The 15,862-nt window shown below is 75.5% G+C and carries 18 protein-coding genes; 15 read left to right on the forward strand and 3 right to left on the reverse strand.

Going from position 1 to position 15,862, the window contains the following annotated elements:
* The first annotated feature begins 6 nt into the window (after window positions 1-6).
* From narI to J0910_RS03725, 5 genes are all read left to right on the forward strand, one after another.
* Window positions 7-726, forward strand: a complete 720-nt coding sequence (gene narI, locus J0910_RS03705) for a respiratory nitrate reductase subunit gamma (protein ID WP_420161879.1) — start codon at window positions 7-9, stop codon at window positions 724-726.
* A 42-nt stretch (window positions 727-768) separates the two neighbouring features.
* On the forward strand, window positions 769-1,725 hold the full coding sequence (locus J0910_RS03710) for a DUF5996 family protein (protein ID WP_420157096.1): 957 nt from the start codon (window positions 769-771) through the stop codon (window positions 1,723-1,725).
* Window positions 1,710-2,030, forward strand: a complete 321-nt coding sequence (locus J0910_RS03715) for a GNAT family N-acetyltransferase (protein WP_420157097.1) — start codon at window positions 1,710-1,712, stop codon at window positions 2,028-2,030. The genes J0910_RS03710 and J0910_RS03715 overlap by 16 nt, the downstream gene beginning before the upstream one ends.
* Before the next feature lie 206 nt (window positions 2,031-2,236).
* A complete protein-coding gene (locus tag J0910_RS03720; RefSeq protein ID WP_420157098.1) occupies window positions 2,237-3,691 on the forward strand; it encodes an alanine/glycine:cation symporter family protein in 1,455 nt (484 codons plus the stop codon).
* A gap of 188 nt (window positions 3,692-3,879) precedes the next feature.
* On the forward strand, window positions 3,880-4,479 hold the full coding sequence (locus J0910_RS03725) for a GNAT family N-acetyltransferase (RefSeq protein ID WP_420157099.1): 600 nt from the start codon (window positions 3,880-3,882) through the stop codon (window positions 4,477-4,479).
* A gap of 26 nt (window positions 4,480-4,505) precedes the next feature.
* On the opposite strand, the gene J0910_RS03730 is transcribed toward J0910_RS03725, so the two are convergent.
* Window positions 4,506-4,739, reverse strand: a complete 234-nt coding sequence (locus J0910_RS03730; protein WP_420157100.1) for a hypothetical protein — start codon at window positions 4,737-4,739, stop codon at window positions 4,506-4,508.
* Window positions 4,740-5,170: 431 nt separating this feature from the next.
* Between J0910_RS03730 and J0910_RS03735 the strand changes: the two genes are divergently transcribed.
* From J0910_RS03735 to J0910_RS03745, 3 genes are all read left to right on the forward strand, one after another.
* Window positions 5,171-5,446, forward strand: coding sequence for a heavy-metal-associated domain-containing protein (locus J0910_RS03735; protein WP_420157101.1), 276 nt, complete (start codon window positions 5,171-5,173; stop codon window positions 5,444-5,446).
* 132 nt (window positions 5,447-5,578) lie between these two features.
* Window positions 5,579-6,040, forward strand: coding sequence for a hypothetical protein (locus J0910_RS03740; RefSeq protein ID WP_420157102.1), 462 nt, complete (start codon window positions 5,579-5,581; stop codon window positions 6,038-6,040).
* Window positions 6,030-6,368: a transcriptional regulator gene (locus tag J0910_RS03745; protein WP_420157103.1), complete on the forward strand. Its 339-nt coding sequence runs from the start codon at window positions 6,030-6,032 to the stop codon at window positions 6,366-6,368. The genes J0910_RS03740 and J0910_RS03745 overlap by 11 nt, the downstream gene beginning before the upstream one ends.
* Window positions 6,369-6,423: 55 nt before the next feature.
* Here the strand turns inward: J0910_RS03745 and J0910_RS03750 are convergent, their stop codons facing one another.
* Window positions 6,424-7,710, reverse strand: coding sequence for a sensor histidine kinase (locus tag J0910_RS03750; protein ID WP_420157104.1), 1,287 nt, complete (start codon window positions 7,708-7,710; stop codon window positions 6,424-6,426).
* 1 nt (window position 7,711) lies between these two features.
* Window positions 7,712-8,368, reverse strand: a complete 657-nt coding sequence (locus J0910_RS03755; RefSeq protein WP_420157105.1) for a response regulator transcription factor — start codon at window positions 8,366-8,368, stop codon at window positions 7,712-7,714.
* A 170-nt stretch (window positions 8,369-8,538) separates the two neighbouring features.
* On the opposite strand from J0910_RS03755, the gene J0910_RS03760 reads away from it, so the two are divergent.
* From J0910_RS03760 to J0910_RS03790, 7 genes are all read left to right on the forward strand, one after another.
* Window positions 8,539-9,045, forward strand: coding sequence for a hypothetical protein (locus J0910_RS03760; RefSeq protein ID WP_420157106.1), 507 nt, complete (start codon window positions 8,539-8,541; stop codon window positions 9,043-9,045).
* A complete protein-coding gene (locus tag J0910_RS03765; protein ID WP_420157107.1) occupies window positions 9,042-10,115 on the forward strand; it encodes a peptidoglycan-binding protein in 1,074 nt (357 codons plus the stop codon). Before J0910_RS03760 ends, J0910_RS03765 begins: the two co-directional genes overlap by 4 nt.
* Window positions 10,112-10,849 (forward strand): ABC transporter ATP-binding protein, encoded by a 738-nt coding sequence (locus J0910_RS03770; RefSeq protein ID WP_420157108.1) that lies wholly within the window; start codon window positions 10,112-10,114, stop codon window positions 10,847-10,849. Before J0910_RS03765 ends, J0910_RS03770 begins: the two co-directional genes overlap by 4 nt.
* Entirely contained in the window at window positions 10,846-12,054 is a 1,209-nt protein-coding gene (locus tag J0910_RS03775; protein WP_420157109.1) for an ABC transporter permease, read from the forward strand. The genes J0910_RS03770 and J0910_RS03775 overlap by 4 nt, the downstream gene beginning before the upstream one ends.
* A gap of 175 nt (window positions 12,055-12,229) precedes the next feature.
* Window positions 12,230-12,445, forward strand: a complete 216-nt coding sequence (locus J0910_RS03780) for a heavy-metal-associated domain-containing protein (RefSeq protein ID WP_420157110.1) — start codon at window positions 12,230-12,232, stop codon at window positions 12,443-12,445.
* A gap of 1 nt (window position 12,446) precedes the next feature.
* A complete protein-coding gene (locus J0910_RS03785; protein ID WP_420157111.1) occupies window positions 12,447-13,364 on the forward strand; it encodes a hypothetical protein in 918 nt (305 codons plus the stop codon).
* Window positions 13,365-13,407: 43 nt separating this feature from the next.
* Window positions 13,408-15,684 carry a heavy metal translocating P-type ATPase gene (locus J0910_RS03790; RefSeq protein WP_420157112.1) on the forward strand — a complete coding sequence of 759 codons (2,277 nt, stop codon included), beginning with the start codon at window positions 13,408-13,410 and terminating at the stop codon, window positions 15,682-15,684.
* Window positions 15,685-15,862: the final 178 nt, after the last annotated feature.

Consider the following 15,862-nt stretch of genomic DNA (forward strand, 5'->3'; position numbering starts at 1 on the left):
GGCGTGATGCTGTGGGGCGTGCTTCCCTACGTCGTGCTGGTGCTGTTCATCGGCGGCGCGGTCTGGCGCTACCGGTACGACCAGTTCGGCTGGACCACCCGCTCCTCGCAGCTGTACGAGTCGAGGCTGCTGCGCATCGGCAGCCCGCTGTTCCACTTCGGGCTGCTGGTGGTGGTCATCGGGCACGCGGTGGGGCTGGCGGTCCCGAAGGCGTGGACCGCGGCGCTGGGCGTCACCGACGCGGCCTACCACGCGGTGGCGCTGGGCCTGGGCGCGGTGGCCGGGGCGTGCACGCTGGCCGGGGTGGCGCTGCTGGTCTGGCGGCGGCGCACCGCGGGGCCGGTGTTCAGCGCCACCACCGCCAACGACAAGGCGATGTACGCGGTGCTGCTGCTGGCGATCGTCGCCGGGCTGGCCACCACGCTGGTCTCCACTGCGGCCGAGTTCACCGGCGGGCACGAGCCGGACTACCGGACCACGGTGTCGGTGTGGTGGCGGAGCATCTGGGTGCTCCGGCCGGACGTCGCCGCGATGGCCGCCGCGGGCATGGTCTTCAAGGTGCACGTCCTGGTGGGGATGGCGCTGTTCGCGCTCTTCCCGTTCACCCGCCTGGTGCACGCGTTCAGCGTCCCCTGGTTCTACCTGTTCCGCCCGTACGTGGTGTACCGCTCCCGGGACGAGGCGGGCGGGCGGGCGACCCGGCCGGTCCGCCGCGGCTGGGGATGACCCGCGAGCGGCCCGACCCGATGACGAGAAGGGAGCCCGGCCATGCGGCTCTTCCCGCCGATCCCGCTGGAGGAATGGGATCGGACCAAGGCCACGCTGCACCGGTTCGAGCAGATCGTGGGCAAGATCAGGATGGCCTCCAGCCCGCGGCGGAACCACTGGTGGCACGTGCCGTTCCGGCTGACCGGCACCGGCCTCACCACCCGGCCGATGGGGCTGGTGGACGGCAACCCGCTGTTCACCGTCGACTTCGACTTCGTCCGGCACCTGCTGGTGGCGCGCACCGCCGAGGGGCGGGAGGCGTCGTTCCCGCTCAGCGGGCAGAGCGTCGCGTCGTTCTACCGGGAGGTGCTGTCCGCCCTGGAGGGGATCGGGGTGCACGTCGACATCGCCCGCCCCTACCCGTTCGACCTGCCCGACTCCGGCCGGCCGTTCGCCGAGGACACCGAGCACGCCACCTACCAGCCGGCCTGGGCCAACCGGTACTGGCGGGTGCTCGGCCAGGTCGGCGCGGTGCTGGAGGAGTTCGCCGCCGGCTACTCCGGCAAGACCAGCCCGGTGCACCACTTCTGGCACACCTTCGACATCGCCCTCACCCGGTTCGGCGGTGCGGAGGCGCCGCAGCCCGAGGAGGCGGGCCCGCTGGTCAGGGAGGCCTACTCCGAGGAGGTGACCAGCTTCGGGTTCTGGTTCGGCGACGAGAAGGTCCCCGAGCCGGCGTTCTACTCCTACACCGCGCCCGAGCCGGCCGGGCTGGCCGAGGCCCGGCTGCCGGCCGGCGCCGAGTGGGCGGAGAGCGGCCGGGGCCACCTCGCGCTGCTGCGCTACGGGGCGGTCCGGGAGGCCGAGGACCCGAAGGGCGCGGTGCTCTCCTTCTACGAGGCGGCCTACCGGGCGGGCGCGTCCCTGCTGGGCTGGGACACCGAGCGGCTGGCCTGCCCGAACGGGGTGACCGATCCGTACAGCGAAGCGAGGGGGAACCGGTGGGAGACGAACTGAGGCCGGAGGTCACCGACGTCCCGGCCCGGCGCCGCTACGAGGCCCGGCTCCCGGACGGCACCGTCGCGGGGTTCGCCGAGTACCTGCTGGCCGGGGAGATGGTGGTGTTCACGCACACCGAGGTCGACCCCGCCCACGAGGGCAAGGGGGTGGGCGGCGCGATCGTCCGCGCCTCGCTGGACCACATCCGCTCCCGGGGCCTGGTGGTGCTGCCGCTCTGCCCGTTCTACCAGGGCTGGATCGCCCGCCACCCGGACTACCGGGACCTGGTCTACAACCGCCCGGAGAGCAGGGTCACCGACTGACGGCGGGCGCCGGCCCCGGCCGGGGAGGGGGCGCGGGGCCGTGCGCTGGGCGTTCCCTCTGTCACGCAGGGGAGGCGCGGGCACCGGCCGGGTCACGAAACGGCCGACATCGGACAACGTCCGCGGCTCAGGCGGGTCGCGGGCCGAACCGGGGGTAGGGACGCGGTTCATCCGACCGTCCCCCCTCGGCCGCGAAGGAAACCCTCTTGGACCGTCTCAACGAACTCATCGTCTCCGCCACGGACGTCTTCTGGCTGTGGCTGCTCATTCCACTCCTGGTCCTGCTCAGCCTCTATTTCACGGTGCGGCTGGGCGTGGTGCAGATCCGCCTGGTACCGGAGATGCTCCGCCAGTTCCGCGGGAAGCCGGAGACCGCCGCGGACGGCAAGAAGGCGGTCTCGCCGTTCCAGGCGTTCTCCATCTCCGCAGCGGCCCGGATCGGCACCGGCAACGTGGTCGGCGTGGCCGGCGCGATCGCCATCGGCGGGCCCGGCGCCGTGTTCTGGATGTGGGTGATGGCGCTGCTGGTCGGCGCCGCCAGCTTCGTGGAGTCCACGCTGGCGCAGCTGTACAAGGCGCGCGACAGCAAGGGCTTCCACGGCGGCCCGGCCTACTACATGACCCGGGGCCTCAACGCGCGCTGGGCCGGCGTCATCTTCGCGGTGCTGATCACGGTGACCTTCGGGTTCGTGTTCAACGCGGTGCAGTCCAACACCATCTCCGGCGCCGTGCAGACCTCGGTGGAGGCGGCCGGCGCCGAGGTGCCCGGGTGGCTCCCGGTGCTGGTCGGGCTGGCGCTGGTGGCCGTCACCGCCGCGGTCGTCTTCGGCGGGGTGCGCCGGATCGCGCAGGTCGCCCAGGCCCTGGTGCCGTTCATGGCGCTGTTCTACATCCTGATGGGCCTGGCCGTGGTGGCGCTCAACGCCGAGAAGATCCTGCCGATGCTCACCCTGATCGTGCAGAGCGCCTTCGGGCTGCGCGAGGTGGCCGGCGCCGCGCTGGGCACCGTCATCGTGCAGGGCGTGCGCCGCGGCATGTTCTCCAACGAGGCGGGCCTGGGGTCGGCGCCGAACGCGGCCGCGACCGCCTCGGTCAGCCACCCGGTCAAGCAGGGCCTGCTGCAGACCTTCGGCGTCTACTTCGACACCCTGGTGATCTGCTCGATGACGGCCTTCCTGATCCTGGTCTCCGACCCGGTCTACGGCGAGGAGCGCGGCCCGGCGCTCACCCAGGAGGCGCTCCAGGCCGGCCTGGGCTCGTGGTCGCTGCACGCGCTCACCGCGGTGCTGCTGCTCCTGGCCTTCACCTCGGTGCTGGGCAACTACTACTACGGCGAGGCCAACGTCCGCTTCCTCAGCGGCAAGCGCGGGGTGATGCTCGGCTTCCAGCTGATCTTCCTGGTCGCCACCTTCCTCGGCGCGATCGGCAAGGTCGACGTGGTGTGGAGCCTGGCCGACACCACCATGGGCCTGATGGCGATGGTGAACCTGCTGGCCATCGCGCCGCTGGGCGGGATCGCGCTGCTGCTGCTGAAGGACTACGTGGAGCAGCGGCGCCAGGGGCTGGACCCGGTGTTCACCCGGGACCGGCTGCCGCAGCTGCGCAACGTCGAGTGCTGGGAGCCGGCGCGGCCGGAGGCCGAGCCGGCCGCCGAGCGCTGACCGGCGGACCTCATCAGGGTGCCCGACACGCTGGGTGGCGGTCGGGCGCCCCCGGCGACCCGGAGTGATCCCGGCAAAGCGTTGATCAGGTCGAAAACCCCTTATAGCGGGCGGGAGGGCGTGTCCGCGGCGCACCGAGTCGCTAGTGTGCTATGTCACATCGCCGCGCCTGTGCCGAGGGGGACACGATGCCCATCGTCTCGATCGAGCCCGCCACCCCGGACCGCTGGGACGACCTGGAACGCATGTTCGGACCGACCGGAGCGTACGGCCACTGCTGGTGCGCGTTCTTCCGGCGCCGCGCGAAGGACTTCACCGCCAGCACCTCCTGCCCGCCCCCGGAGCGCGGCCGGGGCAACCGGGAGACGCTGCGCCGGCTCACCCTCGACGGGCGGGTCCCGGGCCTGATCGCCTACGACGGGGCGGAGCCGTGCGGCTGGGTCGCGGTCGCGCGGCGCGAGGACTTCATCCGGCTGAGCCGCTCCCGGGCGCTGCGCCCGGTGGACCCGGACGAGCCGGGGGTGTGGTCGGTGGTCTGCTTCTGGCTCCCGCCGCGCCGGCGCAAGCACGGGCTGGGCACCCGGCTGCTGGACGCCGCGGTCGAGTACGCCCGGGCCGAGGGCGGCAGCGTGCTGGAGGGGTACCCGGTGGACACCGCCGGGGGGCGCGCGCCCAGCGCCGAGGTCTACACCGGGAGCGTCCGGATGTTCCAGAAGGCCGGGTTCAGCTGCGCGCCGCACCCGGTCAGCGAGCGGCCGGTGGCCCGGCTGCGGCTCAAGGAGGGCTGAGCCGCAGCCGGGTTCCGCGTCGCGGGTCAGCGGGTGGAGACGTCCACCGTCTGCTCGGAGGCGGCCACCGCCTTGTCCACGCTGTGCCCGAGGGCGAAGCCGGCCGGCGCGTAGGCGACGCCGAACTTCTCGGAGTAGGCGGCGGCGAAGTCGGCGTCGGTGACGGACACGTCGGTGTCGGCGGAGGCCGCGCCGGCGAATCCGAAGAAGGCGGGGATGACGATCGCGGAACCGAGGAGGATGCGCTTGATGCCGTTCATGTCAAGCCTCTGCATTTCTTTTCGAGGGAGTCATCTGCGTCCAGCAGCGGTCTCGGCCGTGCTTTCGGCGGGGGTTTCGTGTGCGTGGGCCCTGCACGGTCAGGACTCTCGCCACCTGCGGGGCAGGCCAACCGGGATCCGTTGAGTGATCCAGATCACTCCGTTTGCGACCCGGGGCGAACACGGATGAAAAGGGTGTGCGCCGCCCCGGAAATCCGGTGAAAATGCGGGCGGTTTCGGTTTCCGTCCGCTCCCCGCTTTCCCGTCTTTGAGTCGAGGGATTACGCATTTTCCGGCCCGGTCCGTTTCCGCCGGGACTCGCCCGGGAGGGAGCCGGTGCGGCCGACCCGCCGGGCTTGCCTACCCCCTAGGGGTATGTTAATCCTTGTCTCCGAGATACCCAGTAGGGGTATGACGAGAGGAGACCGACCATGTGCCAGCCCTGTGGGTGCGACACCGCGGCCGCCGACACCGCCGGTGCCGCCGCCGCGGACGCCGCCGAAGGCGTCCGCGTCTACACGGTCGAGGGGATGACCTGCGGCCACTGCGTGAACTCGGTGAGCGCCGAGGTCGGCCGGGTCCCCGGCGTCACCGGCGTCCGGGTGGACCTGGAGGCCGGGCGGGTCTCGGTCAGCGGCAGCGGCTTCGACGACGCGGCGATCGGCGGCGCGGTCCGCGACGCCGGGTACGCCCTGGCCGCCGGCTGACCCCGGGCCCCTCCGCCCCGCCGCGCGCCCGCGCGGCGCCCGCGGGCCGCCGCCCCTCCTCCGGGGGCGGCGGCCGTCGCCGTCCGGGGGGCGACTTTACTTAACCCGTGGTCAAGTGAAAGACTTGACCGCATGGAAAGCAACGAGCCCCCGCACGGCGGAACGCCCGAGGAGGCCCGGGCCGCGCTCGCCGCCCTGCAGGCGGACCGCGCCGCCCTGGCCGAGCGGATCGCCTCCCCCTGGTGGTACCACCCGGCCCTGGCGGCCGTCATGGCCGCCTTCGCGGTCTCCCCGGCCACGTCCGCACCGGGCGTGCTCGTCGTCGGAGGGAGCGTCGCCCTGATCTTCCTGGTGCAGGCCCAGGAGAAGGGGAGCGGCCTCTCGGTCACCCGCCCGGCCGGTCCGCGCAGCCTGGCGGTGCTGCTCGCCTACGGCGCGGTCGCCATCGCCCTGGTGGTCGCCTCCCTCGTGCTGGCCGCCGCGGGGGAGCGGCCGTGGATCGCCGCCACCGCCGGCCTCGCCTTCGCCTCGATGCTGGGCGGCGGCCTGGTCTACGACCGCGTCTACCGCGCAGAGCTGCGCGATGGCCGCTGACCCCCGCTTCGACGAGGCCATCCACGCGCCCAACCGGCTGCGCATCTGCGGCCTGCTCCGCCCCGTCGACGGCGCCGACTTCGCGGTCCTCCGCTCCACCCTGGGGCTGAGCGAGGCCAACCTCTCCAAGACCCTGCGCAGCCTGGTCGGACTCGGCTACGTGCGCACCGACAAGTCCGCCTCGCCCGCCCGGTCGGACGCCCGCCGCACCACCCGGGTCTCGCTGACCCCGGCCGGGAAGCGGGCCTTCGACGCCCACCTGGCCGCACTGCGCGACCTGGCCGAGGGGCGGCTCCCGCCGCAGGCCGGCGCGGGCCGGGGCCGGTAGCGCCCCGAGCCGCCGGGCCGGCGGCGGTACCGGAGCGGCCCGGCGGGCGGCGCGGCTACCCCCCGCCCGCCGGCAGGGCCCCCGCCCGCTCCGGGGGCGCCGGGTCCTCCCGGTCCGGTGCGTGCAGCGGCAGCCGCACCGTCACCGCCAGGCCGCCGCCCCGGCGCGGCGCGGCGGCCGCCGCGCCGCCGTGCGCCGCCGCGATGGAGGCGACGATGGAGAGCCCCAGCCCGCTGCCGCCCTCACCGGTGCGCTCCCGGCCCCGCCCGCCGCGGTGGAACGGCTCGAAGAGCCGGCCGGCCTCCGCCACCTCGGGGCCGGTGTTCTCCACCCGGACCACCGCCGACCCGCCCTCGGCGGCGACCCCGACCCGGACCGACCCGCCCGCGGCGTTGTACCGCACCGCGTTGTCCACCAGGTTGCGCACCAGGTGCTCCAGGAGCACCCGGTCGCCCAGGACCACCGCGCTCCGCTCCGCGGCCCGCAGCCGCACCCCCCGCTCGGCCGCGGCCTCCCGGTGCGCGGCCAGCACCCGGCGCGCCGGGCCGGCCAGGTCCACCGGTTCGGCCGCCTCCAGGCCCCGGTCGGAGCGGGCCAGCAGGAGCAGGCCGGCGACCAGCCGCTCGCTCTGCTCGGCCGACTCCAGCACCCGGCGCAGGTTCGGCTCCAGATCGGGCGGCACCCGCCCCTGGGAGAGCGGGATCTCCACCGCCGCCCGCTGCACCGCGAGCGGGGTGCGCAGCTCGTGCGAGGCGTTGGCGACGAACCGGCGCTGGCTCTCGAAGGCGTGCTGCAGCCGCTCCAGCATCCCGTCGAAGGTGTCGCCCAGCTCCCGGAACTCGTCGGCCGGCCCGGTCAGCGCGAGCCGCCGGTCCAGGTCGTGCTCGGAGAGCCGGCGCGCGGTCTCGGTCACCCGGTGCAGCCGGCGCAGCAGCCGGCCCGCCACCAGCCAGCCGGCGAAGGCGGCCAGCGCGGTGACCGCGACCAGCCCCGCGCCGGAGCGGAGCAGCAGGTCGCGCAGGACCGCCGCGCGGTAGTCCTGCATCGAGAGGGCGAGCTCGGCGGCGATCGGCTCCCCCGCGTCGGGGCCCCCGGCGGCGCCCGGGTCCGGCCGGACCGGCTCCGCGGGCATGAACGGGGGCGCCTCGCCGGGGGCGGTGCCCTCCAGCGGGGCCGCGGTGACCACCGTGCTGTGGTCGATCAGCCCGGCCGAGACGGTCGCGTAGTTCAGGGCCAGCAGCAGCACCCCGGCGGCGAGGAAGACCCCCGCGTAGACCAGCGCCAGCCGGGTCCGGACGGTCAGCGCGGCGCCCTTCGGCAGGGCGCGGATCCGGGAGCCCACCTCAGAGCCGGTAGCCGTGCCCGAGCACGGTGCTGATCAGCGGCGGCTCGCCGAGCTTGCGGCGGAGCCCGTGCACCACCACCTTCAGCACCCCGCTCGCCGCGTCCAGGTTGGCGTCCCACACCTTCTCGGTCAGCTGCACCGGGGAGACCGGGGCGCCGTCGGCCAGCAGCAGCTCCTCCAGCACGCCGAGCTCCTTGGGGCTCAGCTCCAGCGGCCGCCCGTCCCGGCTGGCGGTGCGCCGGTGCGGGTCCAGTTCGAGGCCGGCGCGGCGGAGCACCGGCGGCGGGGCCGGCCGGGACCGCCGGGCCAGCGCGCGCACCCGCGCCACCAGCTCCGGGTAGGCGAACGGCTTGGGCAGGTAGTCGTCGGCGCCCAGGCCGAACCCCTCGACCCGGTCCCCCACCCCGCCGGCGGCGGTGAGCATCAGCACCCGGGCCTGCACCGACGGGTCGCCGACCAGCAGTCCGCACACCTCGTCGCCGTGCCGCCGGGGCAGGTCGCGGTCGAGCACGACCACGTCGTAGCCGTGCACCATGGCCATCTCCAGGCCGGTGTCGCCGTCGTAGGCGGTGTCCACCGCCATGCCCTCGCCGCGCAGCCCGTCGGCCAGCATGTCGGCCAGTGCCTCGGTGTCCTCCACGATCAGGATCCTCACCCGCGCGCCCCGTCCTCTCCGCCTTCTCGCTCCCCCGGTTTTCTACTCGGCGCGGGTTAGCCCGGGGTTAAGGCCTCCGCGCAGCTCAGCGCCGTAACCCCGGGCTAACCCGGTGACCGGTGGCATGGGTGCGGCCCCGGCCGGGCGGCCGGGGACCGAAAGGAGACGCGATGCGAGCGATCACGGCCGCGGCGGCCCGCGGGGGCGCCGGCGCGCTGCTCGCCCTGGGGCTGCTCACCGGGTGCGGCACGGCCGGCGGCGGCCAGGGGGAGCAGGCCGGCGGCGGGGCGGAGAGCGAGGAGGAGCGCCTCCAGGAGGCGCAGCTGGAGTTCGCCCGGTGCATGCGGGACAACGGGGTGGACATGCCCGACCCCGGCGGGGACGGGTCGGTCGCGGCGCTGCAGATGGACGGGAAGACCGAGAAGGCGCTGGAGGCCTGCGAGGAGGAGGTCCCGATGGACGAGTTCGAGCCCTCGGAGAAGGAGCTCGCCGAGATGCACGAGCGCGACCTGGAGCTGGCCGAGTGCCTGCGCGGCGAGGGCATCGAGGTCGAGGACCCGAAGAAGGGCGAGGGGATGACGCTGCCCGCCGACGCCGACGGCATGGAGGAGGCGATGGAGGCCTGCGGGCAGGACGGCGGCATGGCCCCCGTGCAGGGCGGGGGCGGGGGGAAGTGAGGCGGATCCGCCGCCCCGGCCGCCGCGCCGCGGCCGCACTGGCCTGCGCGGCCGTCCTCGCCGCCGGCGGGGGCGCCGCGCTGGTCGCCTGGGGCGGGCCCGAGGAGGAGCGGGACGGCGCCGCCGGCACCGGGGCGAGCGAGGAGGTCCGCCGCACCGACCTGAGCGAGCACACCGCCCTGGACGGCGAGCTCGGCTACCGCGGCTCCGGCGAGGTGCTCGCCGGCGGCGAGGGCGTCCTCACCCGGCTGCCGAAGAAGGGCGCGGTGGTCGGGCCCGGAGAGGTGCTCTACGAGGTGGACGACCGCCCGGTGGTGCTGCTCCGCGGCGACGCCCCCGCCTACCGGCCGCTCGAGCCCGGCGCGGAGGGCGAGGACGTGCACCGCTTCGAGCGGGCCCTCGCCGAACTGGGCTACACCGGCTTCACCCCGGACGAGGAGTACACCGCGCTGACCGCCGAGGCGGTGAAGCGCTGGCAGCGCGACACCGGCGCCCGCCCCACCGGCGAGGTCGACCCGGCCGGGGTCTGGTTCGCCCCCGGTGAGCTGCGCGTCTCCGGGCACCCCGGGAAGAAGGGCCAGCGGCTCGCCGGCTCCGAGCCGGTGCTGGAGACCACCACCACCGAGCAGGTGGTGCGCACCGAGGTCGAGGCGGCCGACCGCGGCCTGGTGGAGGAGGACGACGAGGTGGAGGTGGTGCTGCCCAGCGGCGAGCGGGTCGCGGGCCGGATCACCTCGGTCGGCACCGTGGCCGAGGAGCGCGACGACGGCCAGGGCGGGAAGTCCGACCCGGTCCTGTCGGTCTCGGTGGAGCCGGAGGAGAGCGCCACCGCGGCCTTCTTCGACCGGGCCCCGGTCGAGGTCGAGGTGCGCACCGACACCCGCGAGGACGTGCTCGCGGTGCCGGTCGGCGCGCTGATCTCGCTGCCCGGCGGCGGCTACGGGGTCTCGGTGCTCGGCTCCGGCGGCCGGGTGGCCGACGTCGAGGTGGAGACCGGCCTGTTCGCCGACGGCCTGGTGGAGATCGAGGGAGACGTCGAGGAGGGGCAGAGAGTGGTGGTCCCCACGTGAGCGCGGACGGGACCGGCCGCGCGGCGCCGGGAGCGGAGCCGGCGCCCGCGGCCGAACTGGCCGGGGTCTCCCGGCACTACCCGGGCGGGGTGCGGGCGCTGGACGGGGTGTCGCTGCGGATCGGCCGCGGCGAGCTGCTGGCCATCGTCGGCCCGTCCGGTTCGGGCAAGTCCACCCTGCTCAACCTGCTCGGCATGCTGGACGTGCCGACCGGGGGCACGGTCCGGGTCGCCGGGCACGACGTCGGGGAGCTGGACGACGACCGCCGGTCGGCGCTGCGCGCCCGCGCCGTCGGGTTCGTCTTCCAGCAGTTCCACCTGGACGCCGGCGCGAGCGCGCGGGACAACGTCGCCGACGGGCTGCTCTACGCCGGGGTGCCGGCGCGGCTCCGCCGGGAGCGCGCCGAGCGGGCGCTGCGCCGGGTGGGCCTGGGCGACCGGCTCGGCCACCGGCCGGGCGAGCTCTCCGGCGGGCAGCGGCAGCGGGTCGCGGTGGCGCGGGCGCTGGTCGGCGAGCCCGGCCTGCTGCTGGCCGACGAGCCCACCGGCGCCCTGGACACCGCCTCCGGGGCCGCGGTGGTGGAGCTGCTCCGCGAGCTCAACGCGGCGGGCACCGCCGTCGCGGTCATCACGCACGACACCGGGCTCGCCGCGTCGCTGCCCCGCCGGGTGCGGGTGCGCGACGGCCGGATCACCGCGGACGAGCGCGGCGGCGCGGCGGAGGTGCGGCCATGACCCCGGGGGCACCGCCGCGCCCGGCCCGGCTCTCCCCGCGCGACGTGCTGGGCACCGCCGCGGCCGGGCTGCGCGCCCGCCCGCTGCGGGTGCTGCTCTCCGCGCTGGGCATCGCGATCGGCATCGCGGCGATGGTCGCGGTGGTGGGCATCTCCGCCTCCGGCCGGGCCGGGCTGGAGGAGCGGCTGGAGAGCCTGGGCACCAACCTGGTCACCGCGGAGCCGGGGAAGTCGCTCTTCGGCGGGGAGGCGGAGCTGCCCGCCGAGGCCGCGGGCCGGGCCGGGCGGATCCCCGGGGTGCAGCGGGTCGGCCAGGCCGGCGAGGTGCCCGGCGCCTCCGTCTACCGGTCCGACCTGATCCCGGAGGAGGAGTCCGGCGGGCTCAGCGTGCAGGCCGCCGGCCCCGGCCTGCCCGGGGTGCTCCGGGCCGAGATGGCCGAGGGGTCCTGGCTGACCGCGCCGGCCTCGCGCTACCCGGCGGTGGTGCTCGGCGCCACCGCGGCGGAGCGGCTGGGGATCACCCGGGTCGCCCCGGACACCCGGGTGCTCATCGGCGACGCCTACTTCAGCGTGGTGGGCGTGCTGGAACCGGTGGAGCTGGCCCCGGAGCTGGACACCGCGGCCCTGGTCGGCTGGGACGCGGCCGTCCGGGAGCTGGGCTTCTCCGGGAACCCCACCCGGGTATACGTGCGGGCCGACCCGGAGCGCCTGGGCGCGGTGCGCGAGCTGCTCCCGGGCACCGTCGACCCGGAGCGGCCGCACGGCGTCTCGGTCTCCCGCCCCTCCGACGCGCTGGCCGCGCAGCAGGAGGCGGACCGGGCGCTCACCGGCCTCCTGCTCGGCCTGGGCGGGGTCGCGCTGCTGGTCGGCGGGGTCGGGGTGGCCAACACCATGGTCATCTCGGTGCTGGAGCGGCGCGGCGAGATCGGGCTCCGCCGCGCGCTGGGCGCCACCCGCCGGCAGATCCGCGGCCAGTTCCTGGCGGAGGCGGTGGCGCTGTCCGCGCTGGGCGGCGCGGCGGGCGCGGTGCTGGGCGCCGGGGTCACCGCCGGGTACGCGCTCTTCCAGGGGTGGGCGATCGCGGTGCCGCCGTGGGCGCTGCTCGGCGGGGTCGCCGCGACGGTGCCGATCGGCGCGCTGGCCGGGCTGCTGCCCGCGGTGCGCGCCGCGCGGCTGCCGCCGACCGAGGCGCTCGGGCCGGGCTGACCCGGGCGCCCGGCCCCTCCCCGCGGCCGCCGCGGGGAGGGGCTTCGGCGTTTCCGGGCGCGCCCCGGTGCCCTTGATATACCCTAGGGGGGTATGGTACTCATATGAGTGCGGGCACGGAGGCGGCGGAGCCGCCCCGGGCCGGACGGGATCAGAGGGACGACAGGAGGCGGAAATGTCCGGTGCGACCACCACCGTTTACACCGTTCAGGGCATGACCTGCGGGCACTGCGTCGCCTCGGTCACCGAGGAGGTCGGCGAAGTGGCCGGCGTCACCGGGGTCGAGGTCGACCTGGCCACCGGCCGATTGGAAGTGTCCGGCGACGGCCCGGTGGACGGAGCGCTGGTGCGCGCCGCCGTCCAGGAGGCCGGCTACGAGGTGAAGGACTGACATGAACGTTCCCGCGAAACTGGGCCTCTACGGCCTCGGACTGGTCGTGGCGTTCGCCGGGGCGCTCGGCGCCGGAACGCTGACCGGCCCGGTGCTGTCCGGCGGCCCGGCGGCGGGCTCGGAGGGCGGCCACGGCGGCGCCGGCGGCCACACCGGCGCCGAAGGCGCCGGGGCCGGCGCCCCGCCCGGCCTGCAGGTCTCCGACGGCGGCTACACCCTGGAACCGGTCTCCGCGCCGGAGAAGGCGGGGAAGAAGGGCGAGCTCTCCTTCCGCATCACCGGCCCCGACGGCGAGCCGGTCACCGGCTTCCGGGTCGAGCACGAGAAGCGGATGCACCTCGTCGTCGTCGGCCGGGACACGGCGGGCTACCGCCACCTGCACCCGAAGATGGACGGCGACGGGCTCTGGACGGTGGAGACCGAGTTCGATACCCCCGGCCCCTACCGGATGTTCGCCGACTTCGCCCCCGAGGGCACCGAGGAGGGCCTGGTGCTCGGCGCCGACCTCGCCGTCCCCGGCGACTACGAGCCGGAGCCGCTGCCCGAGATCGAGCGGGTCGCCGAGGTCGACGGCTACACCGTCCGCCTGGGCGGCGCCCTGGCCGCCGGCGGCTCCGGGGAGCTGGACTTCACCGTCACCAAGGACGGCGAGCCCGTCGACGACCTGGAGCCCTACCTGGGCGCCTACGGCCACCTGGTGGCGCTGCGCGCCGGCGACCTGGCCTACCTGCACGTGCACCCGCACGGCGAGCCCGGCGACGGCGAGACCGCCCCCGGCCCCGAGGTGCGTTTCACCGCCGAGGCGCCCAGCACCGGCGAGTACCGCCTCTTCCTCGACTTCAAGCACGGCGGGAAGGTCCGCACCGCGGAGTTCACCGCCGCCGCCTCCCCCGGCGGCAGCGGCGGCCACGGGCACTGACCCGGCGCGGACTTCCACGATCCACCCCACGGAGGACACAGCGATGAGCGGAACCGATCAGGCGGAGCGGGCACAAGGCCAGGTGGAGCTGGCCATCGGCGGAATGACCTGCGCCTCCTGCGCCAACCGCATCGAGCGGCGGCTGAACAAGCTGGAGGGCGTCACCGCCACCGTCAACTACGCCACCGAGAAGGCCCGGGTGGTCTTCGACGAGGGCGCCGCCGAGATCCCGGTCGACCGCCTGATCTCCCAGGTGGAGGACGCCGGCTACACCGCGGCGGTGCCCGCGCCGCCGAAGCCCGCCGGCGGGGGCGCCCCCGCCGGGGACGGGGCGGCCGAGCCCGACCCGGTGCGGGCGCTCCGCGACCGCACCCTGGTCAGCCTGGTGCTGTCCGTGCCGGTCATCGCGATGGCGATGTTCCCGGTGCTGCAGTTCGCCTACTGGCAGTGGCTCTCGCTCACCCTGGCCGCGCCGGTGCTGGTCTGGGGCGCGCTGCCGTTCCACAAGGCCGCCTGGAAGAACCTCCGGCTGGGCACCGCCACCATGGACACCCTGGTGTCGATGGGCACCCTCGCCGCGTTCGCCTGGTCGCTGTACGCGCTCTTCTTCGGCACCGCCGGAGAACCCGGCATGGTGCACCCCTTCGAGCTGACCATCGCGCCCAGCGACGGCGCCGCCAACATCTACCTCGAGGTCGCCGCCGGCGTCACCACGTTCATCCTGCTCGGCCGGTACTTCGAGGCGCGCTCCAAGCGGCGCGCCGGGGCGGCGCTGCGCGCCCTGCTGGAGATGGGCGCCAAGGACGTCGCGGTGCTGCGCGACGGCACCGAGCAGCGCATCCCGGTGGAGGAGCTGGCCGAGGGCGACCTGTTCGTGGTCCGCCCCGGCGAGAAGATCGCCACCGACGGCACCGTCGAGGAGGGCAGCTCCGCGGTCGACATGAGCATGCTCACCGGCGAGTCGGTCCCGGTCGAGGTCGAGCCCGGCGCGCAGGTGGCCGGGGCGACGGTCAACGCCGGCGGGCGGCTGGTGGTGCGCGCCACCCGGGTCGGCTCCGACACCCAGCTGGCGCAGATGGCGCGGATGGTCGAGGAGGCGCAGAACGGCAAGGCCGAGGTGCAGCGGCTCGCCGACCGCATCTCCGGGATCTTCGTCCCGGTGGTGATCGTGCTGGCCGTGGCGACCCTCGGGTTCTGGCTGGGCACCGGCGGCGGCGTCGCGGCGGCGTTCACCGCCGCGGTCGCGGTCCTCATCATCGCCTGCCCCTGCGCGCTGGGCCTGGCCACCCCGACCGCGCTGATGGTCGGCACCGGCCGCGGCGCCCAGCTCGGCATCCTGATCAAGGGCCCGGAGGTGCTGGAGAGCACCCGCCGCATCGACACCATCGTGCTGGACAAGACCGGCACCGTCACCGAGGGCAGCATGGCCCTGGCCGAGGTGCACGTCGCCGCCGGCGAGGACGAGAAGGAGGTGCTCCGGCTGGCCGGGGCGCTGGAGCACGCCTCGGAGCACCCGATCGCCCAGGCCATCGCCAAGGGCGCCGCGGAGCGCGCCGGCGCCCTGCCCGCCGTCGAGGACTTCGCCAACCAGGAGGGGCTGGGCGTGCAGGGCGTGGTCGACGGCCACCTGGTCCTGGTCGGCCGGACCGCGCTGCTGGCCGAGTGGTCGCAGCACCTGCCGGAGGAGCTGGAGCGGGCCAAGGCCGATGCCGAGGCGCGCGGCCGCACCGCCGTCGCGGTCGGCTGGGACGGCGCCGCCCGCGCGGTGCTGGTCGTCTCCGACACGGTCAAGCCGACCAGCGCCGAGGCGGTCCGCCGCTTCCGCGAGCTGGGCCTCACCCCGATCCTGCTGACCGGGGACACCACCGCGGTCGCCGAGTCGGTCGCCGCCGAGGTCGGCATCGACGAGGTCATCGCGGAGGTGATGCCCAAGGACAAGGTGGACGTGGTCAAGCGGCTGCAGGGCGAGGGCCGGGCGGTGGCCATGGTCGGCGACGGGGTGAACGACGCCGCCGCGCTGGCCCAGGCCGACCTGGGGCTCTCCATGGGCACCGGGACCGACGTCGCGATCGAGGCGGGCGACCTCACCCTGGTCCGCGGCGACCTGCGCTCCGCGGCCGACGCGATCCGGCTCTCCCGGCGCACCCTGGCCACCATCAAGGGCAACCTGTTCTGGGCCTTCGCCTACAACACCGCGGCCCTGCCGCTGGCCGCGGCCGGGCTGCTCAACCCGATGATCGCCGGTGCGGCGATGGCCTTCTCCAGCGTCTTCGTGGTCGGCAACAGCCTCCGGCTGCGCCGCTTCAAGGCGGCCGACTGACCCGGAGGGGAGCGAGGAGCGCCGCGGGGCGCCGGGCCGGCCGGCCCGGCGCCCCTTGCGCTTCCGGGGCGCGCCTCGGGCGCCCCGCGCGGTCCGGGGCGGCGGGGGCGCGCCGGCGGCCGCTCCGCCGAGGGGCGGCCGGGAGCAGGGGAGGGGAGTGCGCCCGGCGGGGCCGGGC

This window comes from Nocardiopsis oceanisediminis, assembly GCF_048595525.1.
GTDB classification, from domain to species: Bacteria; Actinomycetota; Actinomycetes; order Streptosporangiales; family Streptosporangiaceae; genus Nocardiopsis_A; species Nocardiopsis_A oceanisediminis.

What these genes read in the sequence shown, in the direction of transcription:
- narI (WP_420161879.1), top strand. Translation starts at nt 7, where the DNA reads ATGCTGTGGGGCGTGCTTCCCTACGTCGTGCTGGTGCTGTTCATCGGC.
- J0910_RS03710 (WP_420157096.1), top strand. Translation starts at nt 769, where the DNA reads ATGCGGCTCTTCCCGCCGATCCCGCTGGAGGAATGGGATCGGACCAAG.
- J0910_RS03725 (WP_420157099.1), top strand. Translation starts at nt 3,880, where the DNA reads ATGCCCATCGTCTCGATCGAGCCCGCCACCCCGGACCGCTGGGACGAC.
- J0910_RS03730 (WP_420157100.1), bottom strand. Translation starts at nt 4,739, where the DNA reads ATGAACGGCATCAAGCGCATCCTCCTCGGTTCCGCGATCGTCATCCCC.
- J0910_RS03735 (WP_420157101.1), top strand. Translation starts at nt 5,171, where the DNA reads ATGTGCCAGCCCTGTGGGTGCGACACCGCGGCCGCCGACACCGCCGGT.
- J0910_RS03740 (WP_420157102.1), top strand. Translation starts at nt 5,579, where the DNA reads ATGGAAAGCAACGAGCCCCCGCACGGCGGAACGCCCGAGGAGGCCCGG.
- J0910_RS03745 (WP_420157103.1), top strand. Translation starts at nt 6,030, where the DNA reads ATGGCCGCTGACCCCCGCTTCGACGAGGCCATCCACGCGCCCAACCGG.
- J0910_RS03760 (WP_420157106.1), top strand. Translation starts at nt 8,539, where the DNA reads ATGCGAGCGATCACGGCCGCGGCGGCCCGCGGGGGCGCCGGCGCGCTG.
- J0910_RS03775 (WP_420157109.1), top strand. Translation starts at nt 10,846, where the DNA reads ATGACCCCGGGGGCACCGCCGCGCCCGGCCCGGCTCTCCCCGCGCGAC.
- J0910_RS03780 (WP_420157110.1), top strand. Translation starts at nt 12,230, where the DNA reads ATGTCCGGTGCGACCACCACCGTTTACACCGTTCAGGGCATGACCTGC.
- J0910_RS03785 (WP_420157111.1), top strand. Translation starts at nt 12,447, where the DNA reads ATGAACGTTCCCGCGAAACTGGGCCTCTACGGCCTCGGACTGGTCGTG.
- J0910_RS03790 (WP_420157112.1), top strand. Translation starts at nt 13,408, where the DNA reads ATGAGCGGAACCGATCAGGCGGAGCGGGCACAAGGCCAGGTGGAGCTG.